The following is a 12,470-nucleotide window of genomic DNA, read 5'->3' on the forward strand; positions in this document are numbered from 1 at the left end:
AGCGAAGCGCCTGGAGCGCGAATCAACAATCAAGTTTAACAGTGCAAAAAAATTAAGAGTTGATAATATTTGCTCTTTTCTACATAATAATTTTGAAACCTTTTTGAATCTTAATCGTATATGTATCATCTGGACAAGAGTTTGTTCGGTTTAAAAAAATTAAAAAGAGAATGGAAGATATACATTGGGCTCTAACATTTTTCTATTTGTACAATATGTTTTTGAGGCTTATTATTGGTTAATCTTGATTTCGATTTTTGGCTCTTGGTTTCCTCAATTTCATTCATCAAAAATTGGAAGTTGGATTTCTAGGATAGTTGATCCTTATTTAGGCTTGTTCAGGCGGTTTATTCCCCCTCTAGGCCCTATTGATTTTTCACCAATTATTGCCTTATTCGCCTTCAGATTTATTAGGATGTTTGCGCTTGAAGGTCTCCGTCAATCCTTGAATGTTATTGGTGTTTAAAAAGAATATAAATTTGTAAGGGCGAACAGTTGGCATCTGTTCGCCCTTTAGCTTTTTCTTTATTTGTTGTGATATACTTAAGAAAGTTTGCTTGTAAGAAAGGGAGTTCTATTTGTGGAATTACGAAAGTCAATTGCTCATACCAAATCTGAATCGAATTCGACTTATATATTTTTACTCGTAGCTGGGATTGTCCTTGTAGCTTTTAATTTGCGCCCAGCCATTACCTCGGTAGGGCCATTGGTGGGAAAAATTCAGGCTGATGTGGGACTAGCCCACTGGAGTGCCGGCTTCCTCATGAGTCTGCCATTACTTGTTTTTGCCGCCATGTCACCGATCGTTCCAAAATTAGCCAGTCGGTTTTCAAATGAAAGGACAATGCTGATCGGCTTGTTCTCACTGTTAATCGGAATAGGCATCCGTTCTATTCCCATCACGTTTTTTCTTTTCACCGGGACCCTTTTGGCAGGAATGGGTATTGCGATTGGAAATGTTCTTTTGCCAGCCGTTGTAAAGGATAAATTCCCTCAGAAGTTCGGCTTAATGACAAGTGTATATTCAACTTCTATGGGATTAGTGGCATCATTAGCATCAGGATTAAGTGTGCCTTTAGCGGACGGCTTGAATCTAGGTTGGCAGGGAGCCTTAATTGTATGGGGAATTCCCGCTGTAATCGCAATTTTGGTTTGGGCTCTTCTTGTGAAATCCAATCAAGGAAGTCAAAATAAGATCAAAAAGGCTAGCTCCAATTCTAATCTAATCTGGCGCTCGCCGCTTGCCTGGCAAATCGCGATGTTTATGGGATTCCAGTCCTTTTTATTTTATGTCACGATTTCTTGGCTGCCTGAAATCCTGCAAAGCCGTGGAATGAGTAGCAGCACGGCAGGATGGATGCTCTCGTTTTCCCAATTAGTCGGTTTACCTGCTAGTTTCTTCATCCCTGTTATTGCAGGCCGGTTCCGCTCACAATCATGGATTGCCTTACTGTTAAACATTTGCTCTTTTGCTGGGTATGGCGGATTACTGCTTAGCTCTTCCTATCCTATTGCCATTATCAGTATTATTTTAATTGGGATAGGATTAGGGGGAACTTTTCCATTAGCGCTAAGCTATATTGGACTCCGTGCGAAGAATGCCGCACAGGCTGCTGAATTATCAGGTATGGCACAATCAACCGGTTATATCCTTGCGGCTGTTGGCCCAATGTTCATTGGTTTTCTATATGATAAGACCCATATGTGGACTATTCCGCTTATCACCCTCCTTTTAGTCTCTGTAGTCGTGATGCTATTTGGGATGATATCAGGCCGCGATCGGTATATTTAAAAGGCGAACAGTGCTAGTCACTGTTCGCTTTTTTTGATTAACGAAAAAATTTGACTCATCCGCACACCTAAATGAATTCAAATGTCTTGATTTACAAAACATAAAAAGAGTTGTTTTGTGAAATCATCATGAAAGGAATTCATAAATGAAAAAACAATTTGTGATTCTATTTGCCTTAATTTTAGGAATGCAAATGCATTTATCCCCTGCCCATGCAGCAAATAACCCGCGCAATACCTATGAGGTGAAATCTGGGGATTATTTATGGAAGATCGCCAATACCTATGGGACTTCTGTTGAAGATTTAAAACTAATTAACGGATTACAATCAGATGTACTTTTGGTTGGCCAGAAATTAAGGATTCCCATCATGTACGAGGTTGCTCCAGGGGACAATCTTTGGAAGCTGTCACAAGCCTTTAATTCTACAGTTTCTTTAATCGTAACTGCAAACGGCCTTTCGTCCGATGTTATTTACGTAGGGCAAAAATTAAAAATTCCTCCCAAAAAACTGTCCATGGATGGAAAATTTGTTCTTATGACCAGGGAGGAATTTAAAGATTGGATTTTCAACCAAAAGTTTACGAGAAGGGTTGGAAAAGTTCAGCAGCATCACACTTATCAGCCATCATACCAGTCATTCAATGGCTCCAATCATTTTGCCTTGATGAAGGGCATGGAGGATTATCATGTAACTGGAATGAAATGGAGCATGATTAGTCAGCAATTAACTACCTTTCCAGATGGAAAAGTTGTCGTCGGCCGTCCATTTAACATCGCTCCTGAAGGTTCATTTGGGTTACTCAATAAAGAGGCCATGCACGCCATTGAGGCTGATGCGTTAGCCATCGAAAATGTTGGGAACTTTGATGCGGAAAAAATGACAGCGGAACAAAGGGAAACAATTGTTACCGTCACTGCCCTGCTTATGATCAAGTACGGGTTAACTCCTACAGTTGACAGTATCACCTATCATCATTGGTGGGATGTGAATTCGGGAGAAAGAGTATTAGATAACAGTGCAGGCCATGCCATTAAAACATGCCCAGGTACTGGATTTTTCGGCGGTAATTCCACTGCCAGTGCAAAAAATAATTTCTATCCGTTAGTGACACAAAAAATGCAGGAAATTTTAGCATCCTTGCATTAAGCATGTAGAAGGTGACCCAAATTGTGGTTACCTTTTTTTGGTTTAATGGGATTTTTTTGTTGAGAATTCATTCATTTTATGTTTGGATTAAGAATTAGGGGGGATTAACTTGAACGGAAAACTGAGACTCATCATGACGATGCTCATTTTCGGAAGCATCGGGGTTTTTGTTAAAAAGATAGACCTGTCTTCCAGTGAAATTGCTTTTTTAAGGGGGATCATCGGTAGTTTATTCTTGCTAATTGTAAGTTTCATCGTCAAACATAAGCCATCCTTTCAAGCGTTAAAACAAAATGCGGTTCTGCTCCTGGTATCAGGTGCTGCCATTGGCCTTAATTGGATCTTTCTTTTTCAATCTTATCGGTATACAACTATATCCAATGCCACGATTAGCTATTATTTTGCTCCGATTTTTGTAATGATTTTAGCACCATGGGTTTTGAAAGAAAAACTGACGAGCACGAAGGTTATTTGCATTATTATGGCTATGATTGGACTATTTTTAATCGTTAATCCTGGTTCCGGAAATTCAAGCGGTTCGGAGAATAATGTAGTTGGTATTTTATATGGCCTGTTAGCGGCAGCCTTTTATGCCAGCGTGATATTAATGAACAAATTTATTAAAAACTTATCAGGCTTTGAAATTACATTAGTTCAATTAATGGCAGGCGCGTTGGTGCTGCTTCCCTATGTAGTATGGCAAAGTCATTTGGATTTTTCAGGTATCAATTCTACTTCGGTCATTTTCATATTAATAATTGGTATTATCCATACTGGACTAGCTTATTTTTTATATTTCACATCACTTCAAGAATTAAAGGGACAAACGATTGCAGTCCTTAGCTATATCGATCCGATTTCTGCCGTCCTCATCGCTGCGATTTTCTTGCATGAAAGCATGACCATGATTCAACTGCTCGGAGGCATCCTTGTTCTTGGCGCCACTTTTTTAAGTGAGTTAAAAATCGAAAAAAAGGGCCGGACTTCTACAACATAATCGTAATAGAAGCCTGGCTTTTTTTTAGAAGAATCATTTTATCTTATCTTTTGAATCATCCTTATATGGGTTTCCCTTTCCATTTACAACAAGATTCTTCAAGCTTGTTAAGTACGAAGTCCAGCCTCTTTCACAAGCCTGATAACATTCCAGTTCCTCTGACAGCCCAATATGAGTAAAGTTTAAAACCGATTCCTCTTCTGAAACCTTGTCCATTTCAAAGCGGATGGTTGTCCCTTCCCAATCCCTTAAATTGCAAAATCCACTGGCCTCAGGGTGCATGGAATCAACCACTTTCCATTCAACCAGTTGATTCGGCTGAAGGGCTGTGATCTCTGCCTTTACATAAAAGCCTGCCTTTGGGAAACGAAATTCTGCCTTATTTCCAATTTCATTACCTACATTCATTTAGAAAAGCAGGAACCTTAAGGTAATTCCTGCTTTTCCTTTTTTTAAAAATTTCTCTAATTATTATTCGGCTTTTAGGCTATTTTTTAAGCTTTTGATAATGCCAATGTGTTCACTTTCATGGAATGATGCAAAAGATAGAAGTTCTCCAATTGTTTCCAGTTTTAAAGGACCTATCGGTAATGGCTGGGCGATTTTTTCATCGAGACGTCCAGTGAACGTTTCTTTCACACGATTAACTTGTTCTGATAATAATGGAAGGATGTCTCCGATTGCAGGTGGATTCGTTTTCCATTCAGAAGGTTTTGTCCCGGTATTAAATAATTCCATGAATCCCTCCGGCAGATTTGGTGTTTCGTTTGCAAAGTGAAACACAATTCCCTCAACCGATACATAAATATGACCTAACTGCCAACGAAGAGAGTTTGGTGCCCCAACTGGAAGCACGTCCGCGTTTTCTTCGGTAATTCCTTGTGCCACTTTTAATGTAACGTTTCGAGCAAATTCGAATTGATCAAAGAACATTTTTTCATTCATGATAGTTTCCCCTTTTTATTATTAAAATTTTCTTTATACTAAATAAGCTTTCAAACCGCTCTCTAATGAGCTTGTCCAACCATGATTATGATTCTTCGCTTCTTCTTCACTAGGAAGTTCAGTATGGGTTACAACTACTTCAGTAGAATTGCCCTGATCGATAAAATCAATAGTCACTTTTGTTGCAGGAAAATCACCTTTCCCGTTTTCCCATTTCCATGTAAAGACTAATTTTTCATTTGGCACGATTTCAAGATATTGCCCTGCAAGAACATGAACAGCACCGTTTGGCGCATGCATATTGAACTTATATTTTCCGTTCACTTCGACATTCATTTCATCAATAGTCGTTGTAAACCCCTCAGGCCCCCACCATTTTTCCAATTCTTCTGATTTTGTCCAAGCATTGAACACTCTCTCTGGTTTAACCGGGTAGATTTTATTTAACTTTAAAGTAAAATCATGTGCGCTGTTCATTGTGATCATTTTTTGTTTCCTCCCTCTTCTTCATCATTGTTTAATAAATATCTTTCTAAGCTGGATAACTGACTTTCCCAGAATGACTTTAAATCATTTAGCCATCGGGCTGCATCATAAAACTCTTCTTGGTGAAGATAATAGTATTTATACCTTCCCGCCTTCCTATACGAGACTAGTCCCGCACTTTCCAGAACCTTCATATGCTTTGAAAAAGCAGGTAGCGACATATCAAATGGCTCCGCCAACTTTTTAACGGTTTTCTCTCCCTTAGATAGTTCCTTTATAATGGCCCTTCTGGTTGGATCTGATAAAACTGAAAATACTTGATCAAGATTACTTTTATAATAGTTAACCATGTGGTTAACTATAAAACAAATGAAAAAGAAATGCAACCTCATTTTTTTACAAATCCTTATATTCCCAAACGAAAAATTCAATTTTCTAGAAATCTGATGAAACAGCAGAAAAAGGAAGGATTCAAGTGTAAATCCACTATGATGGCGGTTACATCAAATTTCACAAGATTGTCATATTCAGCTATACTTTCAATTGTTGTAAACGGCCCCGACTTTCATGAGAGTTGAAAGTCAAAACAAATAATCATATAAAAATGAGGTGTTTAATCGTTGAATTTATCTAAAATTAAATATGAATGGTTCGGGAATATAAAAGGTGATATTCTTTCAGGTACGGTTGTGGCGTTAGCATTAATTCCGGAAGCGATTGCCTTTTCTATTATCGCGGGTGTGAATCCAATGGTCGGATTATATGCCTCGTTTTGTATTGCCCTTGTGATTTCATTTACAGGCGGCAGACCCGCTATGATTTCAGCAGCTACAGGAGCAACAGCCTTGTTGATGGGGGGTTTAGTGAAAGGTCATGGATTGCAGTATTTATTAGCTGCTACCATCCTAACAGGAATAATTCAAATTATATTTGGGTCCTTGAATGTAGCCTGTTTAATGAAATTTATTCCGCGTTCCGTTATGGTTGGTTTTGTGAATTCATTAGCTATTTTAATTTTTATGGCACAATTAACTCATTTCAAAGGGCAATCGTGGGTGATGTACGCATTGGTTGTGGGCGGTTTAGCAGTGATCTATCTATTCCCTCGGATCACAAAGGCTGTTCCTTCACCACTTGTAGCGATTATTACCATCACTATTATTGCAGTGGCAACAAACTCAGACGTTAAGACGGTTGGTGACTTAGGGACTCTTACCCAATCACTGCCTACTTTTTTTATTCCTCATGTTCCTTTTAATTTCGAAACAATCAGAATCATTTTCCCCTATTCACTAGGAATTGCTGTTGTTGGATTGATTGAGTCTCTATTAACAGCACAAATTGTCGATGATTTGACAGAAACGACCAGTGATAAAAATAGAGAAGCCCGCGGTCAAGGGATTGCAAACATTGTTTCAGGCTTATTTGGAGGTATGGCTGGCTGTGCGATGATAGGTCAATCTGGGATTAATGTCAAATCAGGTGGACGGGGCCGGCTATCAACTTTTGTGGCTGCAGTATTTCTAATGATTCTTATTGTTGTCTTAAATGATGTGCTTGTTAAAATCCCGATGGCCGCATTAGTAGCCGTAATGTTCATGGTATGCATCGGAACCTTTGATTGGTCTTCGTTAAAGAAATTGACGATTATGCCTAAGTCGGATGCTGTCGTGATGATCGTTACCATTATTACCGTAGTAGCAACCGATAATTTATCCATTGGGGTTATTGTAGGTGTCATCCTAAGTGCGGTTATCTTTGCCTCTAAGATTTCAAGGGTTGAAATAAAGACTCAAATAGTGAAAGAGTCCCATAAAAAGATTTATCGTGTATCGGGACAACTTTTCTTTGCTTCTGTCACTGATTTTGTGAATCATTTTGACTTTAAAGAAGGTATAAGAGAAATTGATATTGATTTATCTGCTGCCCACCTTTGGGATGACTCGGCCATTGGAGCGATTGATAAAGTTGTTTTGAAGTATAATCAAAATGGAGTTAAGGTCAATCTAATAGGCTTAAATACAGAGAGTACAAGACTATTAGATAAACTTGGCGTTCATAAAGTGCCTGTCAGTCTTGAAAAGGCTTCTAATCAATAAAAATTGAAAAAACACATTAATTTCACTTAATGTGTTTTTTTGACGTTCGTTTATTGAATATCATTTTTTAATGAAAAAATAGTAAGAAGAAAGAGTAATAAGTGCCAAGCTTACGACGATAACACTGATTACATAGTAAACTTGGATTGCCGTTGGAATAACTGGGACCAATAACATCAATAATCCTAGAATAACAAATACCTTTCCGCCAAATCTATGGGTTTTCTTCCATACCTCTTCGCTCGCTAAAGTCCATGGTGTGCGAATTCCAACAAAGTAATTCGGTTTGAATTTCGGACTTAAGTTGCCAATAAAGATAAATAATAATCCAATTAATTCAGGAACCACCATTGCGGGATTAATAATCCCCATTGCACTCGTAATTTGCACAATTTGAAGCAAAAACAGGAACAATAGAATTCCATTCATAATCCATATATAGGTCCCTTCAAATCGTTGATAATTTTGTTTCTTTGGGTCAATTTTAGGCAATAGTATTCTAAAAACATATAAGATTAACATAATCCCAGGCAGAAGAAAAGCTCCAAAAGATTTATCCGCAAAGCTATTTGGGACACCTTTATAGTTCCAATGCACCGCAATTTGTTCCGGTAAATATGGATAGGAAATACAGGTTCCGATGATGATGATTATAAGTAAAAACAGGCCAAACCAGTTTCTTTTCATTTTATCTCTTCCCCTTCATCCTTCTTTAGAAAATCCATAAACCAGGTAATTACATCTTCAAACACACTCGTATTTAGGCTATAAATAATTTGCTGTCCCTTTTTTTCTGAGTCCACCAAGTTCGCTTGCTTTAATAAATTCAAATGGTGTGAAATGCTTGGCTTTGACATATTAAATTGGTCAGCAATTTCTCCTGCGGATAGGTCCTTCTTTTTCAATAATTGGAGAATTTTCCTCCTGCTTGGATCGGACAACGCCTTAAAAGCTTCATTCATGTCAACACCCTTTTCCTTTACATCCTATGTTTAGGTATTTAGAAAATTATCTAAATGTATAATATGGCAATTTTTAAAATTAGTCAATGAATCCTTTTAGATATTTAGATAAATCTCTAAATTTTATTTAAACAAAAAGGTCGGACTTCTACTTCATAATCGCAGGAGTCTGACCCTTTTGTTGAACTATTTATAAAAACCTATTATTCTTCGTTATCGTGACAGGCACTCATATATTCCTCCATTATTTCTTTAGGAACCATACTCCCCCCCGTCGCCCAGATGAGGTGGACAGCATTTTTCATGTGCTCTGTTAAGTGATGTTGTTGAATGTAGGATCTTCCGTCTTTCTCCATCGATAATTTCACAGGTCCAATCGCACCCGCCAATGCAGACGGCTCCAGTTGAATGTTTTCTGTATCAGCCATTGCTTTTAAGAGTTTAAATAATTCTTGGTCGCTTACCGTATAGCTTCCACTTAATAGTGGCTCAATTGTTTGACCAACGAATCTGGATGGCCGTCCAACCGCTAGTCCATCTGCTGCTGTCACGTTGTCAATTCCAACATCTTGAACGGAAATTTGATCATGCAGCCCTGTGATTAAACCAAGTAACATACATGGTGAGTGGGTTGGCTCGGCAAAAAAACAATGGACTCGATCTTGATACAGAAGTTTTAAGCCAAATGCCACTCCTCCCGGTCCGCCGCCAACTCCGCATGGAAGATAAACAAAAAGGGGATGGTTTTCATCTATTGTTATATCTATTTCTTCTAATTGATTTTTTAGCCGGCTGGCTGCGACTGCATAGCCTAAAAACAGATCACGAGAGTTCTCGTCATCAATGAAGTAACAATTTGGTTGACTTGTAGCCTGTTTTCGTCCCTCTTCGACCGCCTTGCTGTAATCTTCCTTATATTCAATGACGGTGACTCCTTTGCTTCTGAGCAGATCCTTTTTCCATTTCTTTGCATCTGCAGACATGTGAACCGTTACGTTAAAACCTAATTTGGAACTCATGATGCCAATACTTAATCCTAAGTTTCCTGTGGACCCTACTGCAATGGAGTAATCAGAAAAGAAGTTTCTGAGTTTCTCACTATCAAGAATCGAATAATCATCCTCTACCGACAATAAACCATGTTGAAGCGCTAATGTTTCTGCATGTTTCAACACTTCGTAAATGCCGCCTCGAGCTTTAATCGAACCTGAAATCGGAAGGTGGCTGTCACATTTCAGCAAAAATCTCCCTTCTAATGGAGTCTTATACATGTTTGATAGCTTTTCACGCATTGCCTGGATAGGTACAAGAGGAGATTCAATGATTCCACCCAGTTTTCTTGTTTCCGGAAAAACTTTCGCAATGTAAGGAGCAAAGCGCTTTAACCGTTCCTCTGCATCTTCTACATCATTCTCATTCAATGAAAGTTTTTTTAATCCCGTTTGAAAGGCTTCCTTTTTAGGATTTGACCAAAATACTTCCTTTGTAGCGACTAACTCGTTTATTAAAGGATTTTCGTTTATCCAATCTTGAATCGTTTTCATCACTCTTCTCCTCCCTAAGGTTACTGTCCAGAAGTTATTTTAACACCTACTGCCCCTGCAATAATACACATAATCCATAATGTTGATCTCAAATTTTTAGGTTCATGAAAGAAGAACATGCCGGCTAAAACACTTCCAACAGAGCCCATACCCGTCCATATTGCATAGGCGGTCCCCACTGGAAGGGAAGCGACAGCTAATGAAAGAAAATAAAAACTTAAACTCCCACAAATTAAACAAGCTATAGTAGGAAGCCATCGTTTAAACCCATCTGCACGTTTCATGCTAATTACACTGCCAATCTCGGCAAAGCCGGCGATAACAAGAAAAAACCAAGCCATTGAATCATCCCCTAACATTTAACCTATCAGTCATGTTCTTGGATGTTTTAGGTTCTGATTGGCTTATTTTTAATCCAATAATCCCTGCAATCATTAACGTCACAAAAAATACTTTCGATAGATTAATAGTCTCTCCCCATAGAAACATCCCGGCTGCGATTGTACCCACCGTTCCCAATCCAGTAAAAATGGCGTAACCTGATCCTAAGGGAAAGGAATGTAACGCTTTTGAAAGTAAAAAGAAACTTAGGATTATGATAGCGACAGTTATGATACTAGGGATCATGATGGTAAATCCATATGAATATTTAAGACCTATTACCCAGATAATTTCCAATAATCCTGCTATTAAAATATAAATCCATGCCATATTGTTCTCTCCTTCAACACATGACACTTATTTTTGAAGAGCGTAGTTCTCTATAAATTGATAAATCGCGTGAGCCACCCCATCGTCATCATTTTTAAGGGTTGTTGTGGTACAAACCGCTTTAATGTCATCTTTTGCATTTCCCATTGCTACACTGTATCCGACCTTCCGGAACATGGATAAATCATTGTTGCTGTCTCCAATGGCCATAGATTTTTCTAAGGACACATTCATCAAAAACGCCAATTTTTCAAGGGCATTTCCCTTTGAAGCACTTTTATTCGTAATTTCAATGTTATGGTCAGCCGATGAAACTACCCCCAACTCACCAATCATGTCGAATCGGTTCCACGCTTCAGCTAGTTTCTTTTGATCAAACGAACAGGCTACAATATTAAATACTTCTTCCTCCTGTTTTAGGATGTCAGGATAGTCTTCAACAAGAACATAGCCGAACTGATCAAATTGGCTTTCCGCTTCTGCTGCTGTCTTTTTCTGTTCCTTATCCAAATCCGCGCTTTTCAAATGTTGAATCTCATGATAAAAATGTTTTCTCCTCTTCTTAAGTGTATAAATCGCTTTGTCAGTAAACACTTCATAATAAAAATCGCGTTCATCCAGCCACTTTAGAATCGATTCTACACTCTCTTTCGATATCGGAATAGAGGAAAGAAGCTTTCCATCTTTCAAATGAATCGTTGCACCATTTGTCCCAATGATGTAGGGGGAAATCCCGGCCTTTTTGCAAATGGTCTGAACATCAAAATAAGCCCGCCCTGTTGAAATGACGACCTCAAAACCTCGTTCCATGGCATAGTGAATCGCCATTCTATTTTCTTCACTAATTTCATTCTCGCCGTTTAATAATGTCCCATCCATATCTATCGCAATGAAGCTCATATTTTGAAAACCCCTTTACTCATTTTTTAAAGGAAGACCCATTTTTCAATCACTATATTTCCTGCTCTTGATCACTATGCCTGAATCCAATTGAGTTTATTTAATGCCGTTTGATGCTTCCATCCCTCCGGCAATGATTGCTCACAAACAAACACATCGACTTTTTCGAGAGGACAAACTTTACAAAAAGTATCAACATCGATTTTAGAAGAATCTGTCAGCAAGATCACTTCCTTTGAGACCTCGACCATCTTGCGTGAAACCAAAGTTTCCTGTAAATGATAATTACTAACCCCATTTTGAATCGAAACACCGCCAGCAGAAATAAACGCTTTATTAATATTGAATTGTTGTAACGTTTGTTCCGTCAGACTGCCGCTGATCGACTGCTGCTTCGGATCCAATAGCCCTCCTAGTAATAAAATTTGGCCCGTAAACTTATTTTGATTAAGAGATTCCGTCAACACAGATGAAACAGGAAGAGAATTGGTGATGATGGTAATATCCTTCTTATCTTGAATACATTGTGCAAATTCAAGCATGGTGGTCCCTACATCAATGGCAATGACATCACCGTTAGAAATGAGTTCTACTGCTTTTTTTCCAATCTTTACTTTCGCTTCCTGGTTTACTGTTGTCCGATGTGCGAATGGAGGCTCCTCAAATGGAAAAACCGATTTAATCGCTCCACCGTAAACCCTCTTTAAGAGCCCTTTTTCCTCTAACAGCATCAAGTCACGACGGATTGTTTCCTCTGAAACCTGAAACTGCTCCACCAAATCGATGACCTTTACTTTTCCCTCTCTATTTAATTCTTTTAAAATTTCATTCTTTCGTTCTTCTGGCAAAACGGACATATTTCTTCCTCCGGAATCATTGATAGA

Annotated in this window: 16 protein-coding genes; 5 read left to right on the top strand and 11 right to left on the bottom strand. The window is 38.4% G+C overall.

The genetic code is table 11. The features are described from left to right. Positions 1–184 precede the first annotated feature (184 nt). The 4 genes from V7161_RS10210 (at position 185) to V7161_RS10225 (ending at position 3,939) form a co-directional block, all read left to right on the top strand. Entirely contained in the window at positions 185–466 is a 282-nt protein-coding gene (locus tag V7161_RS10210) for a YggT family protein (RefSeq protein ID WP_335444818.1), read from the top strand. A 114-nt stretch (positions 467–580) separates the two neighbouring features. Continuing rightward, positions 581–1,792 (top strand): CynX/NimT family MFS transporter, encoded by a 1,212-nt coding sequence (locus tag V7161_RS10215; protein ID WP_335444820.1) that lies wholly within the window; start codon positions 581–583, stop codon positions 1,790–1,792. 145 nt (positions 1,793–1,937) lie between these two features. Next, positions 1,938–2,942, top strand: a complete 1,005-nt coding sequence (locus V7161_RS10220; RefSeq protein ID WP_335444823.1) for a LysM peptidoglycan-binding domain-containing protein — start codon at positions 1,938–1,940, stop codon at positions 2,940–2,942. Between the two features lie 109 nt (positions 2,943–3,051). Next, on the top strand, positions 3,052–3,939 hold the full coding sequence (locus V7161_RS10225) for a DMT family transporter (protein ID WP_335444825.1): 888 nt from the start codon (positions 3,052–3,054) through the stop codon (positions 3,937–3,939). Positions 3,940–3,972: 33 nt separating this feature from the next. Here V7161_RS10225 and V7161_RS10230 read toward each other — a convergent pair whose 3' ends face one another. From V7161_RS10230 to V7161_RS10245, 4 genes are all read right to left on the bottom strand, one after another. Next, on the bottom strand, positions 3,973–4,347 hold the full coding sequence (locus V7161_RS10230; RefSeq protein ID WP_335444828.1) for an SRPBCC domain-containing protein: 375 nt from the start codon (positions 4,345–4,347) through the stop codon (positions 3,973–3,975). A gap of 63 nt (positions 4,348–4,410) precedes the next feature. After that, a complete protein-coding gene (locus V7161_RS10235; RefSeq protein ID WP_335444830.1) occupies positions 4,411–4,884 on the bottom strand; it encodes a DinB family protein in 474 nt (157 codons plus the stop codon). Between the two features lie 33 nt (positions 4,885–4,917). Then, positions 4,918–5,370: an SRPBCC family protein gene (locus V7161_RS10240; protein WP_335444832.1), complete on the bottom strand. Its 453-nt coding sequence runs from the start codon at positions 5,368–5,370 to the stop codon at positions 4,918–4,920. Further along, the gene (locus V7161_RS10245; protein ID WP_335444834.1) at positions 5,367–5,762 is read right to left on the bottom strand and encodes an ArsR/SmtB family transcription factor; all 396 of its coding nucleotides are present in this window, start codon (positions 5,760–5,762) and stop codon (positions 5,367–5,369) included. The genes V7161_RS10240 and V7161_RS10245 overlap by 4 nt, the downstream gene beginning before the upstream one ends. A 228-nt stretch (positions 5,763–5,990) precedes the next feature. On the opposite strand from V7161_RS10245, the gene V7161_RS10250 reads away from it, so the two are divergent. Next, positions 5,991–7,469 carry a SulP family inorganic anion transporter gene (locus tag V7161_RS10250; protein WP_335444837.1) on the top strand — a complete coding sequence of 493 codons (1,479 nt, stop codon included), beginning with the start codon at positions 5,991–5,993 and terminating at the stop codon, positions 7,467–7,469. Positions 7,470–7,529: 60 nt separating this feature from the next. Here the strand turns inward: V7161_RS10250 and V7161_RS10255 are convergent, their stop codons facing one another. The 7 genes from V7161_RS10255 to V7161_RS10285 all read right to left on the bottom strand — a co-directional run bounded on the left by V7161_RS10255 (position 7,530) and on the right by V7161_RS10285 (position 12,443). Further along, complete coding sequence (locus V7161_RS10255; protein ID WP_335444839.1) at positions 7,530–8,156, bottom strand: SdpI family protein; 627 nt, start codon at positions 8,154–8,156, stop codon at positions 7,530–7,532. Then, positions 8,153–8,431, bottom strand: coding sequence for an autorepressor SdpR family transcription factor (locus tag V7161_RS10260; RefSeq protein WP_335444841.1), 279 nt, complete (start codon positions 8,429–8,431; stop codon positions 8,153–8,155). The genes V7161_RS10255 and V7161_RS10260 overlap by 4 nt, the downstream gene beginning before the upstream one ends. Before the next feature lie 203 nt (positions 8,432–8,634). Next, positions 8,635–9,975, bottom strand: a complete 1,341-nt coding sequence (gene dsdA / locus V7161_RS10265; RefSeq protein ID WP_335444844.1) for a D-serine ammonia-lyase — start codon at positions 9,973–9,975, stop codon at positions 8,635–8,637. A 20-nt stretch (positions 9,976–9,995) separates the two neighbouring features. Beyond that, complete coding sequence (locus V7161_RS10270; protein ID WP_335444846.1) at positions 9,996–10,316, bottom strand: DMT family transporter; 321 nt, start codon at positions 10,314–10,316, stop codon at positions 9,996–9,998. Positions 10,317–10,320: 4 nt separating this feature from the next. Further along, the gene (locus V7161_RS10275) at positions 10,321–10,686 is read right to left on the bottom strand and encodes a DMT family transporter (RefSeq protein WP_335444849.1); all 366 of its coding nucleotides are present in this window, start codon (positions 10,684–10,686) and stop codon (positions 10,321–10,323) included. Positions 10,687–10,713: 27 nt separating this feature from the next. Beyond that, positions 10,714–11,586, bottom strand: coding sequence for a Cof-type HAD-IIB family hydrolase (locus V7161_RS10280; RefSeq protein ID WP_335444852.1), 873 nt, complete (start codon positions 11,584–11,586; stop codon positions 10,714–10,716). 74 nt (positions 11,587–11,660) lie between these two features. Then, positions 11,661–12,443 carry a DeoR/GlpR family DNA-binding transcription regulator gene (locus tag V7161_RS10285; RefSeq protein WP_335444854.1) on the bottom strand — a complete coding sequence of 261 codons (783 nt, stop codon included), beginning with the start codon at positions 12,441–12,443 and terminating at the stop codon, positions 11,661–11,663. Positions 12,444–12,470 lie beyond the last annotated feature (27 nt).

Origin of the sequence: Neobacillus drentensis (assembly GCF_036965425.1) — a bacterium.
Classification (GTDB): Bacteria; Bacillota; Bacilli; order Bacillales; family Cytobacillaceae; genus Neobacillus; species Neobacillus drentensis_F.

Coding starts and splice junctions, on each gene's coding strand:
- V7161_RS10220 (WP_335444823.1), top strand. CDS start 1,938: ATGAAAAAACAATTTGTGATTCTATTTGCCTTAATTTTAGGAATGCAA.
- V7161_RS10230 (WP_335444828.1), bottom strand. CDS start 4,347: ATGAATGTAGGTAATGAAATTGGAAATAAGGCAGAATTTCGTTTCCCA.
- V7161_RS10235 (WP_335444830.1), bottom strand. CDS start 4,884: ATGAATGAAAAAATGTTCTTTGATCAATTCGAATTTGCTCGAAACGTT.
- V7161_RS10240 (WP_335444832.1), bottom strand. CDS start 5,370: ATGATCACAATGAACAGCGCACATGATTTTACTTTAAAGTTAAATAAA.
- V7161_RS10245 (WP_335444834.1), bottom strand. CDS start 5,762: ATGAGGTTGCATTTCTTTTTCATTTGTTTTATAGTTAACCACATGGTT.
- V7161_RS10255 (WP_335444839.1), bottom strand. CDS start 8,156: ATGAAAAGAAACTGGTTTGGCCTGTTTTTACTTATAATCATCATCATC.
- V7161_RS10260 (WP_335444841.1), bottom strand. CDS start 8,431: ATGAATGAAGCTTTTAAGGCGTTGTCCGATCCAAGCAGGAGGAAAATT.
- dsdA (WP_335444844.1), bottom strand. CDS start 9,975: ATGAAAACGATTCAAGATTGGATAAACGAAAATCCTTTAATAAACGAG.
- V7161_RS10270 (WP_335444846.1), bottom strand. CDS start 10,316: ATGGCTTGGTTTTTTCTTGTTATCGCCGGCTTTGCCGAGATTGGCAGT.
- V7161_RS10275 (WP_335444849.1), bottom strand. CDS start 10,686: ATGGCATGGATTTATATTTTAATAGCAGGATTATTGGAAATTATCTGG.
- V7161_RS10280 (WP_335444852.1), bottom strand. CDS start 11,586: ATGAGCTTCATTGCGATAGATATGGATGGGACATTATTAAACGGCGAG.
- V7161_RS10285 (WP_335444854.1), bottom strand. CDS start 12,443: ATGTCCGTTTTGCCAGAAGAACGAAAGAATGAAATTTTAAAAGAATTA.